This is a genomic window from Paenibacillus sp. FSL L8-0641, from assembly GCF_038006265.1.
GTDB classification, from domain to species: Bacteria; Bacillota; Bacilli; order Paenibacillales; family Paenibacillaceae; genus Paenibacillus; species Paenibacillus polymyxa_D.
In genome coordinates this window covers 529,363-549,414 of record NZ_JBBOUW010000001.1, presented here as the reverse complement: position 1 = coordinate 549,414, position 20,052 = coordinate 529,363, and the positions used below count along the sequence as shown (strand labels likewise).

13 protein-coding genes and 1 pseudogene are annotated in these 20,052 nt (G+C 45.2%); 4 read left to right on the top strand and 10 right to left on the bottom strand.

Features of this window, described 5'->3' with window-relative positions:
• Positions 1-342: 342 nt before the first annotated feature.
• The 5 genes from manZ to MKY16_RS02385 all read right to left on the bottom strand — a co-directional run bounded on the left by manZ (position 343) and on the right by MKY16_RS02385 (position 5,902).
• Positions 343-1,185 carry a PTS mannose transporter subunit IID gene (manZ, locus tag MKY16_RS02405; RefSeq protein WP_275041127.1) on the bottom strand — a complete coding sequence of 281 codons (843 nt, stop codon included), beginning with the start codon at positions 1,183-1,185 and terminating at the stop codon, positions 343-345.
• Between the two features lie 11 nt (positions 1,186-1,196).
• Entirely contained in the window at positions 1,197-1,967 is a 771-nt protein-coding gene (locus tag MKY16_RS02400) for a PTS mannose/fructose/sorbose transporter subunit IIC (protein ID WP_013369101.1), read from the bottom strand.
• A gap of 31 nt (positions 1,968-1,998) precedes the next feature.
• The gene (locus MKY16_RS02395) at positions 1,999-2,487 is read right to left on the bottom strand and encodes a mannose/fructose/sorbose PTS transporter subunit IIB (RefSeq protein ID WP_013369100.1); all 489 of its coding nucleotides are present in this window, start codon (positions 2,485-2,487) and stop codon (positions 1,999-2,001) included.
• Positions 2,488-2,489: 2 nt separating this feature from the next.
• The gene (locus MKY16_RS02390) at positions 2,490-2,909 is read right to left on the bottom strand and encodes a PTS sugar transporter subunit IIA (RefSeq protein WP_013369099.1); all 420 of its coding nucleotides are present in this window, start codon (positions 2,907-2,909) and stop codon (positions 2,490-2,492) included.
• A gap of 200 nt (positions 2,910-3,109) precedes the next feature.
• Positions 3,110-5,902 (bottom strand): sigma-54-dependent transcriptional regulator, encoded by a 2,793-nt coding sequence (locus MKY16_RS02385; RefSeq protein ID WP_069010772.1) that lies wholly within the window; start codon positions 5,900-5,902, stop codon positions 3,110-3,112.
• A 254-nt stretch (positions 5,903-6,156) separates the two neighbouring features.
• Between MKY16_RS02385 and rpoN the strand changes: the two genes are divergently transcribed.
• Positions 6,157-7,473 (top strand): RNA polymerase factor sigma-54, encoded by a 1,317-nt coding sequence (rpoN, locus tag MKY16_RS02380; protein WP_340953950.1) that lies wholly within the window; start codon positions 6,157-6,159, stop codon positions 7,471-7,473.
• A 141-nt stretch (positions 7,474-7,614) separates the two neighbouring features.
• Here rpoN and MKY16_RS02375 read toward each other — a convergent pair whose 3' ends face one another.
• The 3 genes from MKY16_RS02375 to MKY16_RS02365 form a co-directional block, all read right to left on the bottom strand.
• The gene (locus tag MKY16_RS02375; RefSeq protein ID WP_340953949.1) at positions 7,615-8,766 is read right to left on the bottom strand and encodes a response regulator; all 1,152 of its coding nucleotides are present in this window, start codon (positions 8,764-8,766) and stop codon (positions 7,615-7,617) included.
• Positions 8,767-8,922: 156 nt separating this feature from the next.
• Positions 8,923-12,069 carry an ATP-binding protein gene (locus MKY16_RS02370; protein WP_340953948.1) on the bottom strand — a complete coding sequence of 1,049 codons (3,147 nt, stop codon included), beginning with the start codon at positions 12,067-12,069 and terminating at the stop codon, positions 8,923-8,925.
• Positions 12,070-12,228: 159 nt separating this feature from the next.
• The gene (locus tag MKY16_RS02365; RefSeq protein ID WP_340953947.1) at positions 12,229-15,645 is read right to left on the bottom strand and encodes an S-layer homology domain-containing protein; all 3,417 of its coding nucleotides are present in this window, start codon (positions 15,643-15,645) and stop codon (positions 12,229-12,231) included.
• A gap of 273 nt (positions 15,646-15,918) precedes the next feature.
• Here MKY16_RS02365 and MKY16_RS02360 point away from each other — a divergent pair, with 273 nt between their 5' ends.
• Together MKY16_RS02360 and MKY16_RS02355 are read left to right on the top strand one after the other, a co-directional pair.
• Entirely contained in the window at positions 15,919-16,899 is a 981-nt protein-coding gene (locus MKY16_RS02360) for an aldo/keto reductase (protein WP_340953945.1), read from the top strand.
• A gap of 99 nt (positions 16,900-16,998) precedes the next feature.
• A pseudogene (locus tag MKY16_RS02355) lies at positions 16,999-17,294 on the top strand (MerR family transcriptional regulator).
• Here MKY16_RS02355 and MKY16_RS02350 read toward each other — a convergent pair.
• Both MKY16_RS02350 and MKY16_RS02345 read right to left on the bottom strand, forming a co-directional pair.
• Positions 17,291-17,956 (bottom strand): methionine ABC transporter permease, encoded by a 666-nt coding sequence (locus tag MKY16_RS02350; protein WP_029514704.1) that lies wholly within the window; start codon positions 17,954-17,956, stop codon positions 17,291-17,293. The pseudogene MKY16_RS02355 and the gene MKY16_RS02350 overlap by 4 nt on opposite strands.
• Positions 17,953-18,975 (bottom strand): methionine ABC transporter ATP-binding protein, encoded by a 1,023-nt coding sequence (locus MKY16_RS02345; RefSeq protein WP_340953943.1) that lies wholly within the window; start codon positions 18,973-18,975, stop codon positions 17,953-17,955. The genes MKY16_RS02350 and MKY16_RS02345 overlap by 4 nt, the downstream gene beginning before the upstream one ends.
• A gap of 261 nt (positions 18,976-19,236) precedes the next feature.
• Between MKY16_RS02345 and pdaA the strand changes: the two genes are divergently transcribed.
• The gene (gene pdaA / locus MKY16_RS02340; protein WP_165147948.1) at positions 19,237-20,034 is read left to right on the top strand and encodes a delta-lactam-biosynthetic de-N-acetylase; all 798 of its coding nucleotides are present in this window, start codon (positions 19,237-19,239) and stop codon (positions 20,032-20,034) included.
• Positions 20,035-20,052: the final 18 nt, after the last annotated feature.

Sequence of the window (20,052 nt, the reverse complement as noted above, 5' to 3'; positions counted from 1 at the left end):
CGAATATCAGATCATAGAGAAAAGAGGCTATTAGTACCCGAGCTGGCAAGCTCCTCCAAGAAATTGCAACGAACATACTAACAGCAAAAGAGCGGAACCTGCTTTTACAGGCTCAATGTGGCTTTAAAACCATCATTGAGCCTGTAGTGATTAATGATATAGAATCATTGCTTATATCAGCTATCAACAAGCCAGCAGCCTTTCATGACTATCGTTGAACGCTAGCAGATTCGCTTGTAGATGATTGAATATTTTAATCCGTAAAATTTAAAGCGTTTACAAGTTAAGCGGCAGGTTGCCGGTCAGAGACGGCTGCTTGACCGGATCACTTTACAAATTGGCTTAAGCCAATACACCAAGAGCGTATCCAATAATTCCTATTGCGAATAAAGCAAAAATCAGAGCTATAGCATTTACTTTCTTTTTGAGCAGTCTCATGCATAAAAAAGTCAGCAAGAGAGGTAACAGACCAGGTATCAATTGATCCAGAATCATCTGTATCGTCGTAACAACCTCTACTCCATCCGAACGGGTATATCGGGATACTTCGAGTGGTATATTCAGAGTAGTCCATTTGGATACGAGGGCGCCCATAACAAATAGTCCCAGGATGGAGGCCGATTCCGTAAGCTTTTGCAGTCGGTTTCCGGACATGTCGGACACAATCTCCGTCCCTTTTTTGTAGCCGTATTTCAGTCCGTACCACTTAGTGGCCAGGCGAATAACATTAAAAAGCAAGAAAAATAGGACAGGCCCGATAACGCTTCCGGACAACGCAATGGAAGCTCCTAATGCAGCCAGAACGGGGCGTAATGTTCCCCAGAAAATAGGGTCTCCTACTCCAGCCAAAGGTCCCATTAAGCCAACTTTCACACCACTTATGGTAGCATTATCAATCGGCTGGCCATTGGCTTTCTGCTCCTCCATAGCGGCCGTTACCCCCATAATCGGTGCAGAGATAAACGGTTGAGTATTAAAAAACTCCAAATGCCGCTTTAGTGCTTCTTTTTGGTCTTCCTTCTTGCTGTATAACCGCTTGATTGCCGGAATCAAGGTGACACAAAAACCAATCGACTGCATACGCTCAAAGTTAAACGAGCCCAGCAGGAACCATGAACGGAAAAACATTTTGTTTAAATCGCTTTTGGTCAACTTTTTTTCTTCCATAGTACCCCACTCTTTCATTAAGAATTTCTTTAGAGCTCTTCAATTTCACCCACTTGATCTTTGCGCTGGCTATATTTAGGATTGAGCTGGATATACAGCAGAGCCAGAACCGCCCCCATGATTCCAAAGCCAACCAGATTGATGCTTGTAAATGCTGCGATGACAAAGCCCAAGAAAAAGAAAGGCATCAGATATTTGGCTGCCATCATGTTAATAACCATGGCATACCCTACAACGACGATGAATCCCCCAGCAATTTGCAGCCCTTTTGTAATGACCTCCGGGATCGCGTCCAGCAAAGTCGTAACCAGACCGGTTTCTGCTGCAATAGCCACCAATACGGCAGGCAAAGCGACGCGTAATCCCTGAAGAAGGAGGGCTATGAAGTGACATAATTCAATTCCTTTGAAATTTGAAGATTCGGCATATTTATCTGCCAGATGCTGAAAGAACACGGTAATCGTTCTAACAAAGATAGTTAACACTTGTCCGCCAGCCGCAATCGGAATCGCAACGGCAATTCCCGCACCGATCGATTGGTGCCCGACAATAACCAATATGGTTGAGACTACACTGGCCAAAGCCGCATCCGGAGCCATGGACGCTCCGACATTCATCCAGCCCAAAGCCAACAATTCCAGCGTACCGCCTAGAATAATACCGGTTTTGAGATCTCCCAGGACCAGACCGATCAGTGTACACGCAACTATAGGACGATGAGTCTGTCCTTCATCCAAAACACTGCCCATTCCGCAAATGGCTGCAACCAGCGTGACCATTACGATTTCAAAAACACTCATGTTTGACCCCCTCTCTTATGCGTACGTGTTGTTAAAACTGGACATTTTGGAGCTTGTTAATCAAATTAATTTTAGGATCACTGGCCACTTTTCTAATCTCCAGTTCTATCCCCTTTTCGTGCAATTTATAAAATGCCTCTACATCCTGCTTGTCTACGGACACTGCTCCGGTAATTTGTGTTTTGCCTTCTTTGAAGCACATTCCACCTACATTTACCGATGTAAACGGTACCCCACCTTCTACAACCCGCAGTACATCCGTGGGATTGGTAAACAGGAACAAGGTCTTGAAATCGTTATATTTAGGATTGTTATAAGCTTCAATCGCTTTCGCAATCGTGACAACATAAGCTTTAATCCCTGGCGGCGCCACTTGTAACAATAAGGTTTTGCGCAGCGTATCCGCAGCGACCTCATTGCTGACGGCGATAATTTTGTTACACTTCGTTTCCTTCACCCACACCGTAGCCACCTGACCATGAATCAGACGGTCATCAATACGAACAAATGATATTTCCATACCTATAATTCCTCCTCTGTTTGTATGTCCCGGATGACACGAAAAGACTTCATTGAATCCTGACCCGCACGGATGGCCAGATCACTTAGATTCTCCACGTTCTCCAGCCCTCTATTAGTCAGCAGGTCTACGATCATTGGCAGGTTTACCCCTGTTACAATGTCCATTTTTTCATACCTGGCCACAATCCTACTGGCCGCATTATAGGGACTGCCACCAAACAAATCGACGAGAAAAATCAATCCGTCCGTCCAATCAATTGTTTCCAAGGCCGCTTTGTACTTCTCAACAAGTCCGTTAACACTTTCACCTGGTTCAAACGTTACACCCACCACATTTTCCAGATGGCCAAAAATCATTTCCGTGGATCTTAGGATCTCTTCAGAAAATTTTCCATGAGTGCCAACAATAACACCTATCATTTGTTTCACCCCCTCCTTGCATCCTTCGCCTATACTTATATGCAAGTCTCATGCCAAGATTCTGTATGATGCGATTAACTATCAAAAAAAAAGACCAAACCCTCGGCTACTCCGGGAATTTGGCCTTTTCTCACCAACTACTTATTATCCTTATCCGCATGATTAATACACATCCAGCATCGTTTTATACACTTGCGCCACTACTTGGGGATACAGTTATATACTTCGCTTAGGATTTCGCAAATATAATATTTTTCATCATTAGTCAGCTTAATGTTAATACTGGAGGCAAATATATTGCAGGAACGGTTCACCACATCGATTAATCGTTGGTCAAGCAAGGATACATCCTCCTGATACACTAGCCCTTCTCCAATGACCATTCGTTCCAGCGCATGAGCCGTATGAACAGCAAGCTGAACCTTCTTTGCATAATGGAAATCAGCCTCCAGTTCCTGTTCCAGCTGCTCGATAAATTTCATCAAAATCCCCAAAATTTTGTGAGGATTCAAATAAGTCATAAACTCCTTTAGCGTATCCTCACATAGATCTCTTACGATCACGCTTCCGTGTTCATGCATAACAGGCAACTGATTGTTGAGCAACAATTCTCTTAATGCCTGTTCACCGCTTGCCTCGATCAGTTTTTCCAAAGGGATAAACGGTACATTGAGCTCGCTTGGCCGCTTAACCCCAATCACCGCAAGAAGCGTATGCTTGGCCCGTAAATCCTTCACCACTTTATCCAATTCCCTGACCTTTGCCGGTACAACAACTATTTTCTCTTCGGTTAAGTCATAAACAACCTTCTCTACAAACTCCTTTAGCTTGGCGGCGGCACCTTTGCCGGAGGAACAGACCGTCACGATTACCTTATTACTGGTCTTTTCCGCTTTCACTCCAGCATTTCCAGTGTTATATCCACGAAAATCCTTCAAAGATTGATAAATTTCCTCTATATTCATATCAAAAATACTGGCCTTTCGCACAGCCTCCAACACAAGCGGGGTTGAAACCATATCGATAGTCTTCACCTTAATCCCGACACGTTCCATAATGGTTGCTTCAAGATTGAGCAAGGAGCCCATATCAACCAGCAGCAATACGCCTCTGCCATTGTCAATGTCCTTCACTTTTTCCACAATAACTTCCAGGATTTCTCTGGGGCTAACATCCAAAGGCATGTCTACTGCGCAAATATTTGAGCTCCCCAGCAGGCTGTCGACAACGCTAACGACACTGCTTGCCGTACTGTTGCCATGTGCAGCTACGATGATTCCCACATTTCCCTGGTGCTCCTCTTCTACCGATTTCAGAAGAATCGCCACATAGGTGGTCTCGGCATCGGGTACGCTGACTTCAAACTTGGACTCGATCAAATCCTTGATAATGAGTGCCAGTCTGTATTCTTCATCCTGATCATTCATCGGTTCATAGATTTGTTTACTGACATATTTTTTCTCCCGGATTCGCTTTAAAAAAGCACTTAAATGAAGACTGAAGGCATAAACAAACCTGTCGCTGTAATTTCTGTTCAATTCTTTTTGAGCCATCTCTTGCACCTGTTCAGCGAACTCTAGGATATTTCTGCCTACGATCTTAAGGATCCGTTCCCTTCCCCCTTTGATGTTATAAAATCGGTTATAGAAGCTTTTGATGTGAATATTGACATCTGTAGTAATAAACTTATTGATAAAACTGTCGTCGAGTCCTTCTTCTTTGAGCATCCCTATCTTGTCTTCAATCAATTTGTACAAGTTGAACGGCAGTTCAAAAGCGTCTACTTCATCCATTCCTTTGCTGCCTTCAGGAGTAATATACAGCGAGGAGTTGACCATCTCCATTTCGGCAATCTCCTTGCGGTTCTTCCCCATATTAAATAGACCTTCCTTGATATTTCCGGGCAAAATTTTAAAATCAAGTTCAATCTCTTCCTTATTTTCATGTATGCTGTTCAAAAATCCTTTGGCACACACAAGCTGAATGTTCGATTTCAACTGACCGATATTTCCATAGGTTACGCTGCCAATCAGTGCTTTTACAGTTTCCAATTCAACCCTAATAGGCTTGTTCACACGATGGGCTTCGTTTGCAAAGAGATGCTTCAGGATCAAAAACCTCTCTTCAACAGTTCGCTCTTGCAAGGAAGGAATGTTGATCGTAATCGGTATCCGTCTGATAAAGGTTTTCAGCATGGAAGAACCGGGATCTTCGGTCGTAGCGCCGATGAGCAGCACATTCGCTTCCCGCTTGCGCTCCGACTCGCCCAATTTGTTGTAACTGTTCGTGTCCATGAAATAAAATATCATTTCTTGGCCTTCTGGGGGCAGCCGATGAATCTCATCCAAAAACAGAATGCCCCCATCCGCTTTCTCGACCAGTCCCTCTTTCTCCCGATCAGCCCCGGTAAATGCTCCTTTTACATGACCAAAAATGTGGGAAAGTAGCAGCTGAGGGTTATTGTAATAATCAGCGCAGTTAAATACGATAAACGGTGCTTGCTCTGAAAAGCGCTTCATATATTTCCCATAATTATACATCAACCTAGCGAACATTGTTTTTCCAACGCCAGTCTGTCCCACAATCAGCGTATGTAGGCCCTTCGGCGGGTATAATATTGCCGCTTTTCCCTGCTCAACCTGGTTCCTCATACTCCCCATGAAACCAATTAAGGCGTGAAACGGATCCACTTGCTCTCCAGGCAGCAATATTTCATGAATACTGTTGACTTGGATTTGTTTCTCTTTAAGCTGAACCCGAAAGGTCTCCTCGATCACCTGCTTGTGCAAAAACTTGACGGGTCTCCCCTTGATTTTAATAATCAAGTCGGCGCGAAGTAGGCTATTAAGCTCCTTGCTTACATTATTTCTTAACATATTCTGTTGATCGGCTATTTCCGCAGCCGTAATTCCACCGCCGTCCTGCAAGGCCTCTACCGACAGTTTCTTTGTCCCATTGGCAATATACTCTAAGATCTCATCAATTCGTTTCACGGTATTCCCCCATGCTGACTAGTTCTTATTTAATTAGTATATAAAAAAAGAAATAATCCTCTACAAGAAAATAAACTGACAAGTTAATCATTAATCTGATACCCTTTTTATTGAATCTATCCAAAACTCAAATTCAGCCCATTCCATTCACTTCTTTTCCAAGATCAAAGGTTGGCAGTATAATTGCATAAGCTTCACGAATAAGCTGCATAAAAAGTTATTTTTGTTTCCCAGTAAGGAGCTGAGATAAAATAATGCGCTACGGATTACAGCAAGAGCAAACATTCAGGCTGGCTATGACTCCAGAATTACGACAAGCCATCACGATTCTTCAATATTCTTCGGTCGATCTGATGTCATATCTTCATGAGCAAGCAAATGAAAATCCGATCATTGACTTGGCAGAGATCGATATGTCCATCGAAAGAATCAACACAGAAGAAGAATATTCGCTACGAAAAAATGATAATCCGGTAGACCTTCTGGACTTTGTCTCTAATCCCGCAGATAATTTATATAGACATCTCAAAGCGCAGCTTGGGATGGTCCGCGGGCTATCCAAACTACAACAGATGATTGGCATGTTTCTAATTGGGAATTTAAATGAAAAAGGCTACCTTGAGCTGGATGTAAATACAGCTGCCGGAATACTTGACGTCCCCACCGATGAGGTTGAAAATATACTTGCCCTGATCCAAGGCTTTGAACCGGCAGGAATCGCTGCCCGCAGTCTGGAGGAATGTCTTCTTTTGCAGCTGCGATATGCCGGGAATGATGATGTTTACCTGGAAGAAATCGTGCGACATCACATGGTCAATCTTTCATGTAACCGCATACAAAAAATCGCGGATGCTCTAGGGATCGACATTCACATGGTACAACAAATGATCGATCAGATACGCAAGCTGAATCCTTGTCCGGGAGCGGCATTTGCTCCATATGAACGCCAGTATCATATAGCAGATATCTCAGTGGAGAAATCCAAAAACGACTACGTTGTGACAGTTAATGATATCACAGTCCCACGCGTCGGGATTAATCCTTTTTACCAAAGTATGCTTCGAAAGCCGGCAATGGAGGAAGAGAAACGATTTCTTCGTGAGAAGATGAATACAGCATTATGGCTTATTCATAGCCTTGAGCAGCGCCGCCTGACCCTGATGCGTGTGGCCCAGGCTATTGTTGATAGGCAGCGGGAGTTTTTTGAGCATGGCGTTTATCATCTGAAATCGATGACCCAAAAGGAGATTGCTGGAATAACCGGCCTGCATGAATCCACGATCAGCCGGGCGGTCAGTAATAAATACATGCAGACGCCCCGTGGATTGTTTGAACTCAAATATTTCTTCACCTCCGCCCTAGGATCGAAAGACGGAGATGCTACTTCATCAGAGAGCGCAAAAATGCGGATAAAGCAGATCATCGACAGTGAAGAGAAGCAAAAACCATTTTCAGATCAGGCAATCACAGAGCGGATGGCAAAGGAAGGACTAGAGCTGTCACGCAGAACGGTAGCCAAATACCGTGAAGAATTGGGGTATTTATCCTCCACCAGGAGAAAAGTGTATTAAAGCTTCAGCAAACGGTTGTGAAAACTAAAAAGCAGCGCTATCACATTCTCCCGGCTGCCTCCCTCGTAGAATCTCCAATAGAATAGGCCAACCAGTAATCTCCGGTTGGCCTATTCATACGACCTGAGCCAGTACAGCCGTTTACGCAGGTAGCGTCTGTGTTTTTAATTGCACGTATAACTGATGCGTCACCTGCTGCGGTTCAATACCCAACTCATCTTCCAGTATATTGGCGAAGCTTTCATAATGCTTTTGCGCAGCGGTATAATCGCCCAGTTGGGCATAGGCGGTCAGCAGCAGACTGCAGATATCGTCTGAGTACGGCTCCCGTTGCTGTAGGCTGAGCAAGCGCTGAACAGACTGCCGGGTACGACCTGAGCGAAGCTCTTCTCTCGCCAGCTCAGAAGCACATGCCAGATACATATTGCGCAGCTTCTCCCTTTTTGCATACGCCCACGGGTAATCGTGCTCCTCCAGATAGTTGCCACGGTATAGAGCCAACAGGCTCTCAATACGCGGCGTACCGCCGCTACCGGATGCAGCCCATTCGGATATTCCCCGCTCGAATAGCTCCACATCTGTAATCCAGCCATTGCGGTTCAAGCGGTAGCGATCCAGATTGTATTCCAGCTTCGTATCTTGCATCCGTTCTTTCAACGCCTTGCGAATTTGGTAAATGGACGTGTGCAGGTGAACTACGGCTTTGTCCAAATGATATTCAGGCCACAGCGCATCTAGCAATTGTTCTTTGCTCACCCATTCCCCTTCATGGTGTAGTAAAAAGGAAAATAGCTCCTGTGACTTTAATGTGCGCCATTTGAGTGGTTTCGTTCCTACGGCTTCCTGTCCAACCTCCAAAATTTCAAGTTTTTGAAAACAACGCACCTTGGGGGATTGCTCTGCCGCAATTCCCTTGCTGGAAGAGCGGGAATCAGCCAGCGTGGCTGCAATCCGGTCTAACGTTTTGGATAGCCGCCGGGCATGAACGGGCTTTAACAAGTAATCCAGTGCTTGCAGCTCGAACGCTTCAATAGCATATTCCGAGTACGCGGTCACAAAGACGATATGAATATGAGAATCCAGCTGCTGAATCCACTCGGCGGCCTCCAGACCGTTCATCTCTGGCATTCCGATATCTATAAAAACAATATCCGCACGTTCTGCCGCCAGATAATCCAGCCCCGCTTGTGCAGACGTATATTTGCCCATTACCGTTAACCGTCCGTCCGCCTCCAGCAGCCGTTCCAAGTAGGTTAATGCCGATCTCTCATCATCAATCAAAATCGCCTTCATTTGTGTCCGTACTCCCTTCCTGCTGTAACCATCCATCATGATGCTCTATTTACATGCTATCTGCTTTAACCATACGATTTTTAATTTCTTATATTTTATATATCGTATCATCGCGGACGCGACATTAGCTTTTCCGACAAATATACTGTACTTTTTTTATTCATCGGTATTCCGGGGTGTGATCGTTTCCGGCACACGGAAGCTTACCGTCGTCCCTTGCATAGGATTACTTTCAATCCGCAACCCTTCTCCATACATATGGATAAGACGGCGATGGATATTACGCAATCCCACGCTGGAAGATACATGATCCTCCGACAGCAGCTGTTCCAGTCGCTCGGGTGGAATCCCTACGCCGTCATCGGTCACGCTGACCACAAAATCGGTTCCATCCTCCTGTACAACTACGCGCACGGTTCCACCCGTTGCCCGTTGCATCACACCATGCCGTATCGCATTTTCCACGATAGGCTGAATGCTTAATGGCGGGATAAGCGACCGGATGTTCCTCCCTACCTCTATGGTCACCTGCAAACGTTCTTCAAATCGCGCTTTTTCCAGTGCCACATACGATTCTACCAATTCCAACTCCTTGGATAACGGCACCGTATTCTCCCTGTTCTGAAAATCAAAACTGCCCCGCAAATACTGACTCAGCTCCATGAGCAGCTCCGCTGCTTTGTCCGGATCTACGGCTACAGTCGACACAATAACATTCAAGGCATTGTACAGAAAATGCGGCTTGATTTGTGCCTGTAAAAAGGCCATTTCCGAACGCACCGCTTCTTCTGCCGAATGACGCATGTTCAACAGCGTGCGCACACGCGCCTTTAATTCCTCAGCATCAACAGGCTTACGTAGAAAATCATTCGCTCCCGCCATAAAACCTGCGCGGATATCGCCGGGCAGGTCGCGTGCCGTCAGCAGCAGCACCGGTAGCTCGGACAGGGAATACCGTTCCCGTATCCGTCGGCACAGCTCAATACCGGACATTTCCGGCATCATCCAATCCGTAATGACCAGGTCAAATCGGGTACGGCCATTCAGCATGTGAAGTGCCTCCTCGGCATGATCCACAGCCACCACGCTACAACCTGTGGTATATAATAGCTCCTCCAGCACCCGAAGATTAACCTCATCATCGTCCACAGCCAGCACTTTGTAAGGAACAGTTTGAACTTGCTCCAGTGCATCCTCTTCATGCAAAATCACATTCTGACCCGACGTCACGCCAGGCTGCAATATAACCGCAGAAGAAACATCGTTTTGAGCTTCATGCACCAACGTTCCTGTCTGTGCTAAGGGCATTGTAAAATAAAAGGTCGAACCCTTGCCCAATCTAGATTCTACCCGGATATGACCCCCATGCAGCTCCACCAGACGACGGACTATGCCTAACCCAAGCCCTGTCCCACTGTATCCTTCATCCTCAGCATTCGCCCCTCGGTTAAAAGGTTCAAATATATGCGAAAGATGCTCCTGGGCAATACCAGGTCCGGTATCCTTCACACTGATTTCCATTTCACGGCTCCCCGCTTTGGCAGAGATTACGATTTCGCCTTCCTCCGTAAATTTCACCGCATTACCCAACAAATTGTACAAAATCTGAATCAGCCGATCCTCATCCGCATCCACTTTGGGCAACGAATGGGGCCATTCTTTGACGAAATGAAGCTTTTTCTTACCCACCGTATGACCCAATACCTCCAGCACGGAATTCACAGCTGCCTGTACATTGGCAGGCCGACGATTTAAGGCTAATCTTCCATTTTTTAAATTAGAAAAATCCAGAATATCGTTAATTAAATAAGAAAGTCTGCGTCCTACATTCGCAATCAAGACCAAATTGTGCTTTTGCGGCTCATTGAATTGTGTCCCGTAGCGGTCTAGCATGGATTGAGCGATATTAATAATCCCATGCAGAGGAGTGCGCAGTTCATGTGACGTGTTCGCTAGAAATTCGTCCTTTAACCCATCCAGTGTGAGCAACCGTCGTGACAGGTTCTCAACCTCCATAAACGAATGTACAAAACGTTTGGCTAGTAGGAGTGTTTGAGCCAATACGAATATGAGCATTTCATAGGCTGTCACCCCACGTACATCTCCCCAGCCCAGAATATACACAAAACTAGTCACTACAATCATAAGAATGCTCATAATACTAATGACTAGCAGTGCAGCGTCATCCGTCTGTTGAAGAAGCCCACGAATCAAGATTAGTAACACGTATCCCACACTGACTACACCAAAAAGAAGAATAAACAATTCAAAGGATGAGAGTACCAATGTAGGCAAAAATAGCCCCATACCCAGCATCAGTGCGGTTGTAATATGATAGAAGCGCAGCACGATCCGATTCATAACAATCTGCGTCGAAAGATGAACATAGCGGATCAGAAAATAGTAGAACAGCGTTGACGAGAACGACTGTATTTTCAGTACCCATTCATAAGGTAAATCCGGTATTCCCCAAACCAGCAGCTTTTCTCCATGTGTCAGAATATAAAATAAAGCCGCGATGCAAAAGCATCCTAAGTAAAGTAATGCCTTCTCCTTTTTACGCAAAAGGTATAGCATGATAAAAAATACGGTAGGAATAAAAAATCCTGCGATCAGTACGGTGTCCTCTGCCATTGCAACTTCCCGGCTATGCGTAATGCTCTCGTAATCCCCAAATAACAGTGGATAAATAATCCCACCAGAGGAATAGCTATAATTAGCCACATGCACGGTAATATCAGCCGAATGTCCATCTACCGATGCAAACCCAACATAGGGAACATTGCCCTGCTTACCCTTGTCGGCAGAAACAGAGGGAATACCACTCGCTCCGACGTTTTCTCCGTCAATCCATACTTGGCTGGCACTGCGAATGTTTTGCATATAGATGCCGTACAGATTTTCCGCTTTTTCAGGCAACAGCACACGGATATGATAGGTTCCATATCCGGTCGCCTGTCCCTTAGGCATCCACTGATTCCATCTACCTGGCACATCCACAATCTTGGCAGAAGATCTCGTTTCCATCCCCAACTCTGAAGAACTCTGATGACTTTCCCAATCCTTATCTTGTTGCATTTCATGAAAGGATAAAGGTTGCACAAGCTGATTAGGGTAAAATTCCCACTCCCCTCCCAGCTGTACAGGGCCTTCCTTATGAGGGTCCCAATTACGCAAATCAATAATACCGTTATGAGCTTTCCAATGACTGTTTCCGGATAAAACACCCGACACTAACGGATACACTGGTAACGCAACCGCAAGCAGAAGTATAATAAAAAATAAAACACCCTGTTTTTTCATAAATCCTCCGCTCTTTTCAATAACGTCTATCTTTTGTATCGGTTATTCTATTCAGCTACATTAGAAGCGTTGTCCATACAAAAAAGGACGCCCGCCGCAGATAAAATCTGTGCGGAATCGTCCCCTTCAATACGTACTTGTAGTTTCTAGCCTCTCCTATTAAGGAATCATAACGCCATCAATACTACCGCCAGGAATCGAGCTTGAATCGTCTCCACTGTTATCGCTCGGCGGTGTTGCTCCACTGCTGCTGTCGCCGCTTCCTGTTCCGTTGCTATCGCTCGGCGGTGTTGCTCCGCTGCTACTGTCGCCGCTTCCTGTTCCGTTGCTATCGCTCGGCGGTGTTGCTCCGCTGCTACTGTCGCCGCTTCCTGTTCCGTTGCTATCGCTCGGCGGTGTTGCTCCACTGCTGCTGTCGCTGCTTCCTGTTCCGTCGCTATCGCTCGGCGGCGTTGGTCGACCGTTACTGTCACTGCTTCCTGTTCCGCTGTTTTGTTGCTGGCTGGCTACAAAATCTTTATACTCCTGAATCGCATCTTCCAGATCCATGTAATTTTTCTTAAGTTCTGGCATAGGCAAATACTGGTCCAAACGATTGAATGCATCCACTACTCTGTGAAAGTAGACCGTCGTAGGATCTGTACCATTTACTGTAAGCAGATTGTTCGCAATGTTCTTAAGCTCATTGATATCAAGATCAGTTACGATCCATTTGAATTGGTAGTTCGCAAACGCTGTAATCAGATCCGTATTAGCTTGGTCTACCTGTACCTGTGTGCTATCCGGATTATTAAGCACAAGGTTTGCCAGATTAATCTGCCCTTGAAGTTCTTCGTTATCTTGTTCCGTATAATGACGGCCGAACGTCAAAATTTCATTATTGGCCAAATTGATATTGTGATTCAACAACGTAGTATCCACCGTTATAGGTGCAGCATACTGGCTCTGTACTTGTTGCAGCTCCTCATATACAGGAACAACGTCTTGTAATTCAAAGCTGGACAAGCCTAAGAAAGTAGAGGCATGCTCTGAAGCAGAAGACAAGGCTTGCTGAGCCTCAGCGCTTAATGCGCCTGAATTTTGCAGCAAAATTCCATTGATCGAAGTCTGCATTTCAATGACTTTGTCTCTCAATTGTAGTCTTTTCTCGTTATATTTTTCAAGATAGGTCCCTTTAGCCTGACTTAATTGATTATAAGAGATGACCAATTGCTCCTCAGGAGTAAATGGCATAATGAGTGCAAAGTTGGCTTGTCCTGTTTGTTGCTCTAAAGACAGCATTTCCGTATTCAAGTAATTACGAGCCACAGGGTTAGACAGCAGTTTTAGTTGAATATCTTGAACCAGCTGCTGCAGTTTTTCCCGAGTTGTAGCAGGCAATGGCACAGTGAACTCCGTAAGCCTTTGACTCAGCTCCATGTTCAAGTTCAATACGTCCTGCTGGGTCATAGCAGTGTGCATCTTCTCTGTATATTCCTGAATCAAGTTATCTAGTTCAGCATTTTGAGAACCATTCTGATCGTAGATAACCTGCGCTTCTTGTAAAGTATTCTTAAGCACCGAGAAGTCCGCTGCTTGCAGTGCCAAGAATGATTCTGTAGCAAGATCTATTTTTTGTGTCCATTCTTCCAACTGCTCAGTTGTAGCCAATGGATTCACATATACATTTGATCCTTCTCTTACTAAGGACTTGTAACGCGCTTTATCTGTTTTCAAATTATCCACACGATCTGTTACATCGACAAAATGCAGATAGGCATCTCTGAGTTTTACTGATGCTTTGTATACCTTTATTACTCGACGCAAGCTTTCTGCTTCCCGATCCACAATATTTTGAGGCGCATTTCCTTCCAACACATTGTTGCCAAATTGAATCGCTTGACTTAGTGAGTCGTCCCAAAGAGGTGGAAATTCATCACCAACCATTCGGTTTTGTTCAAGGGTAGTCGAAGCTAACTGAACCAGTCTAGTTAATTCCTGTGTTCCAATCACCGGCTCTGTGGCTGAGGTTGTGTACACAGAAACATCCTGTTTCAATGTGCTGAGCGCTTGATCTACTTCTGCCTGTGTAGCTGCCGTATTGTTCAGTACCAGCATAGCCTGATTGATTGCTATGGACAGGTTTTCCTTCGCTGAGACCGTGTAAAGCGCCTGATCCAGTCCACCCTCACCTGCACGCTCCAACAGTTCTTTGGCTGCATGGACTTCCGTCTCCAACTGACTGCGGTCTATACTGACGATATCACTGTCACGTTTTTTCTTATCTTTGCTATCTGTGTCCGTGACAACCGATCCAACAGAGGATGAGTTCTTCGTACCATTTACGAGACTAACTGCTTCCTTCATCGCATTATAGTTAACAATAACATCCTGCGGCTGTTTTTGTTCCGGCAGATTGAGCTGGTTGATTGCAGCCCCCTTGGCCAGTGTGATAAAAGGAACACCCACATATTGTGATGCATCCAGCAAACCAATACTTCCGCTCACCAACAGCTTGCCTAGTCCCTGTTGCAATGAAACACGACTAATCGCTGCATCCCCCTCGGTCCCGATCGATGCATCATTTTTCAGCGTAAGGTTGTCAATCTTTGTCGTCCCGGTTGCAGTCAGTTTGGCATCCTTGGAGCCCAGTTCTACACCGGACCATGTCGTATTTTCCAAAATGGCCGATACAGGCTGGGTCCCTGAGCCTTTGATTTCTAATACGCCTGTGGAGGACATGTTTTTCAAGGTTACCGAACCATTGACGATCAGGCGTCCATCAAAAGACACACCCTTACCGTCAAATACACCACCGTCTGCGTTAATTTCCAGCTTATTTACACCTGTGAGTGTACGCAAATTACGGTTAAGATCGATTTTTGCCCCTTTTAATACAGCTTTGTTATTTTCACCAAACAAGCCTTGCAAAGATCCTTCCAACTGGTACGGGATATTTCCGATTCGAACGGTATTGCCCTCTGATTTCACTTCTCCTACCGGATGATCCAGCAGGCTGACGAATACTTCCGCACCACTCTCCCGGTTCAATGGATTTTTCAAATCCGTTGCAGAAGCATCCTCTGTTAACAGACCGTAAGAGCGGGCAACCTGAACTGCATTTTGCTGTGCATCCGCAGTACTTGTATCCTGCAAGTGCATTGCACGTACGAGCGAAACAATCAGTTCTTCCTTGGTAATGGCATCCCCCGGACGGAAGAGTTCTCCGTTACCTGTCATATACCCGGCTGCACGTACGGCCTCAATATAGGGAGCGCCCCATGCATCGGACGATACATCCATAAAAGAAGTCTGCGGCTGATTGTTAACTTCCAACTGGAACAGACCGCACAAAATTTTGGCCGCTTCAGCGCGGGTCAAATTCTTTTGTGCCATAAAATCGCCCTGATTCCCACCTGTCATCAAACCCAAAGTACGAGCTTGTGCTACAAATCCAGTTTCACTTTGTGTATCTGCTGTCGCTGCATAAGCAGTCTGAGCGCCCCCCAGCCAAGGCAAAGATACGATGGAGCCTGAAGCAATCCCCAATACCATCGCAGATGCAATCCATTTATTTCGATTTATAAGTTTCAACATTTCCACTCCTAGACGCTATTTATTGGCATATATCCTGTTTTATCAAAGTCTTTAGTCATGTTTAGTCCTACGTATTATGCAACCAAGGAACTATGCTAAGAGAATTATACGAAACCCCACTGAACCGATTCTGAACAATTAGTCCTATATGAAGGCATCACGCAACAAAATCGCTTGACTTGGAGTGAACTCCAAATGTAATAATATCCGGTGTAAGTAGCTGGAGTAGAACATTTGAAGAAAACAATATCTAGGAAAGAGAGGTATAATCAAATGGACTATATGAAACTTGGAAATACCGGCTTGGATGTATCCCGGCTTTGTCTTGGGTGTATGGGCTTTGGGGTTGCAGAACGATGGATTCATCCATGGATATTAGATGAAGAGCGCAGTCGTCCCATTATAAAAAAGGCCCTGGAGCTAGGCATCAATTTTTTTGATACCGCGAATGTATATTCAGACGGAACTAGCGAAGAAATCGTCGGACGGGCTTTAAAAGATTTTGCGAATCGAGATGAAATTGTCCTTGCAACGAAGGTTCATTTCCGTATGCATCAAGGCCCCAATGGTGCGGGACTTTCTCGAAAGGCTATTATGAGTGAAATCGATAAGAGCCTTAAGCGACTGGGGACAGATTATGTGGATCTGTACCAAATTCATCGCTGGGATTACACTACCCCTATTGAAGAGACGATGGAAGCATTACATGATGTTGTGAAGGCTGGGAAGGCAAGATATATCGGAGCTTCTGCCATGTACGCATGGCAGTTTCTAAAGGCTTTGCATATAGCTGAGAAGAATGGATGGACCCGGTTTGTATCGATGCAAAATCATTTAAACCTCTTATATCGTGAAGAGGAGAGAGAGATGCTGCCGCTTTGTAAGGAAGAAAAAATCGGTGTGATTCCATACAGCCCACTTGCAGGTGGAAGATTGACGCGTGATGCGCAGGAAACAACACATCGTTCCGAAACCGATCAAGTGGCAAAATCTAAATACGATGCGACTGCAGATACCGATCGATTGATCGTGGAGCAGGTTGCGGCCATCGCAGAAAAACGCGGAGTTCCACGCGTTCAAATCGCACTTGCCTGGTTGCTACAGAAAGAACCGGTAACAGCTCCGATTATCGGTGCTACAAAAACGTTTCATCTTGAAGATGCAGTAGCTGCTCTTTCGATTACGTTAACACCTGAAGAAATCGCATTGCTGGAAGAGCCGTATGTTCCTCATCCGGTAGTTGGCGCCCAGTAAATATGGATGAAATGACAGTTTCGAAATAAGAAACGACAAGAACGCCCTATCCATTTACATAGGGCGTTTCTTGATCAGAAATCAGGAGGTGAAGTCTGCATGTTGATCGCAGAAGTAAGCAAAAAATTCGAACTATCTCAGGATACACTCCGCTATTATGAACGCATCGGACTTATTCCGCGTGTGAACCGTAATAAAAGTGGCATCAGAGATTACACGGAAGAAGATTGCAGATGGGTTGAATATATTAAATGTATGCGAGAAAAGAACTCCTAATAGAGCAGCGCAAGCAGCTCATTGCAAAAATGAAAGATATGAACAACGTATTGGAACGCATGGATTATAAAATTACAAGCTATGAACAGACAATAGGTGAAAAAAAACATCTAATTTAACCCCTGCGTGCTTTACGGGACAATAGGTTCCCCAAGGACTGAACACCTTGTACAAACAAGACTAGAATGATGACGGTAATCAGCATAACCAGCGTATCAAAACGTTGATAGCCATATGCGATCGCCAGATCGCCAATTCCGCCTCCGCCGACCGCACCAGCCATAGCAGTAGCACCAATCAGACCAATGGCTGCTGTCGTTAACGACAAAATCAGAGAACTGAATGCCTCAGGAAGCAAAAAGTATCGAATGACCTGGAACGGGGTCGCCCCCATCGCATCTGCTGCCTCCAATATCCCCGGATTCACCTCCAACAGCGAGTTTTCGACCAGCCTTCCGATATATGGCGCAATATATATAATCAAGGGGACAATTGCCGCGCTGGTCCCAATGGATGTATGCACAATCAGACGGGTTAACGGAATGATCGCAATCAGCAAGATAATAAACGGTAAGGAACGAACAATGTTAATGATCGGATTCAAAATATTGTGCAGCCATTTGTTCTCCAGAATTCCGCCCGGGCGTGTGATGACGAGTAAAATACCGATAGGGATACCGATCAGGGCGCCAATGAATAAGGATATGCTGACCATGAGCACGGATTCATACAAAGCTTCCCACAGTTGATCCCAGGTTATCGTGGTTCCTGTAATCATCATAGACTCTCTACCTCCTGAATATGGACTCCTTTGCTCTTGATAAAATCAACAGCCTGCTGAATGGAATGCTGCCCACCACGCAGTTGGATTGTCATATAGCCAATCGTCGTTTCTTGAATCTCCGTCATATTGGCAAACAAAATGTTCACATGGATATCATGCTGCCGAATTAATTCATGAACCACCGGATCAGAAGCAACCTGTCCTATAAATTCCAGCTTGTAAATCCGCTGTGATTCTTGCTGTTCGAACGTTTGTAGCACACTCTCGGGTACTGCATCGTGAATGACCGTGCGTACAAAGCTCTGCGTCGTTGGGTGCTGCGGCTGTCCGAATACCTCCAGGACATTGCCCTGCTCGATGATTTCCCCTTTTTCCATTACGGCAACCTTGTTGCAAATTCGCTGAATCACCGACATCTCATGGGTAATGATCAATATGGTGATCTTGTATTCCTTGTTGATTTTGCGAAGCAAGTCGAGAATAGACTGCGTGGTCTGCGGATCAAGTGCCGAGGTCGCCTCATCACAGAGCAAAATGGACGGGTTGCTCGCAAGCGCCCGTGCAATCCCGACACGTTGCTTTTGTCCGCCGGAAAGCTCGTTGGGATAGCTGTTCGCCTTGTCCGACAATCCTATGAACGCCAAAAGCTCTTTCACACGCCCCTCTATTTCGCGTTTGTTGCGCTTAAGCAGCACCAACGGAATTGCAATGTTGTCGAACACCGTTTTTGATTCCAGCAGATTAAAATGCTGAAAAATCATTCCAATCTTCTTCCTTACCTTCCGCAGTCCAGAGGTCGAATAGGTATATAACTGCTCCCCTTCAACAAGAACCTCTCCGCTGGTTACTTTCTCAAGACGATTGACCAAACGGATTAGCGTACTTTTCCCTGCGCCACTGAATCCGATAAATCCGAAGATGTCCCCTTTATCCACTTTGATATTTATATTTTTTAACGCTTCAATACTTAGGCCTTTTCTCACGTAGGTTTTAGATACATTCCTAAGTTCAATCATGAGTCCTAACTCCTTCCGTTCTTACAAGTATGTAAGATATTCTGAGCTGATGCTTTTCTTCGGCATAAACGATCGAATTAAATCCGAGTATTCTAGTGAGTTTTATAAAGTATACTACTTCGATTTAATATTCATGTCAATATGAGTTTTACATTCGGTCAAAGCATGTCCTTGCATAAATCAGTACGATATTGCAGATGGTATGAAATATGTCGAAGCATACACACCTTACCCGAACGGGACGAAAGCGGAGGAAAATAGATGAAGCGAATATTTACCTTGTGGCTATGCATTGCAGTAACGGGTATGTTGGCAGTTACGGCGGAACCCGCATGGGCTACTCAGACTGTTGACGGACAGCCTTATCATTTTGGGTTTAAAAAAAGTAAAGGAGGGGAGCTGCCTTCCATCGCACAAGAAGGCTTTATGCACCTGATCGAAAGACAAGGTGGCATCTTTCTGGGGGATACGACTAAAAAAGAATTATTTCTCACTTTCGACAACGGCTATGAGAATGGGTATACTCCGAAAGTGCTGGATGTATTGAAGGCCAAAAAGGTTCCGGCCGCCTTCTTTGTGACGGGGCATTTTGTAAAAGACCAGCCAGCTTTGATGCGACGCATGGCGAGTGAGGGCCATATTATCGGCAACCATTCATGGAGCCATCCTGATATGAGCACCATTTCTTCGGCAGAGATCCGGTCTGAGCTGGATCGGGTACGAAATGCATCGGCAGAGCTAACCGGGCAAAAAGAAATGAAATATGTCCGGCCGCCTCGCGGCATTTTTAGTGAAAAAGCATTGGCTTCCTGTCGAGAAGCCGGATATACGAGCGTATTCTGGTCTGTGGCTTACAAGGACTGGGACACAAAAATTCAGCAAGGAACGGACTATGCCTATCGTCAAGTCATGCAGCAGCTCCACCCTGGAGCGGTCATTTTGCTCCATTCCGTATCCAAGGATAATGCCGAGGCGCTTGCTTCTATCATCGACGAGGCTCGCAAGCAAGGGTATGAGTTTAAAAGTCTAGACGACCTTAAGGTGAAACATTATCACTAAAAAGTAACTACATTTAAT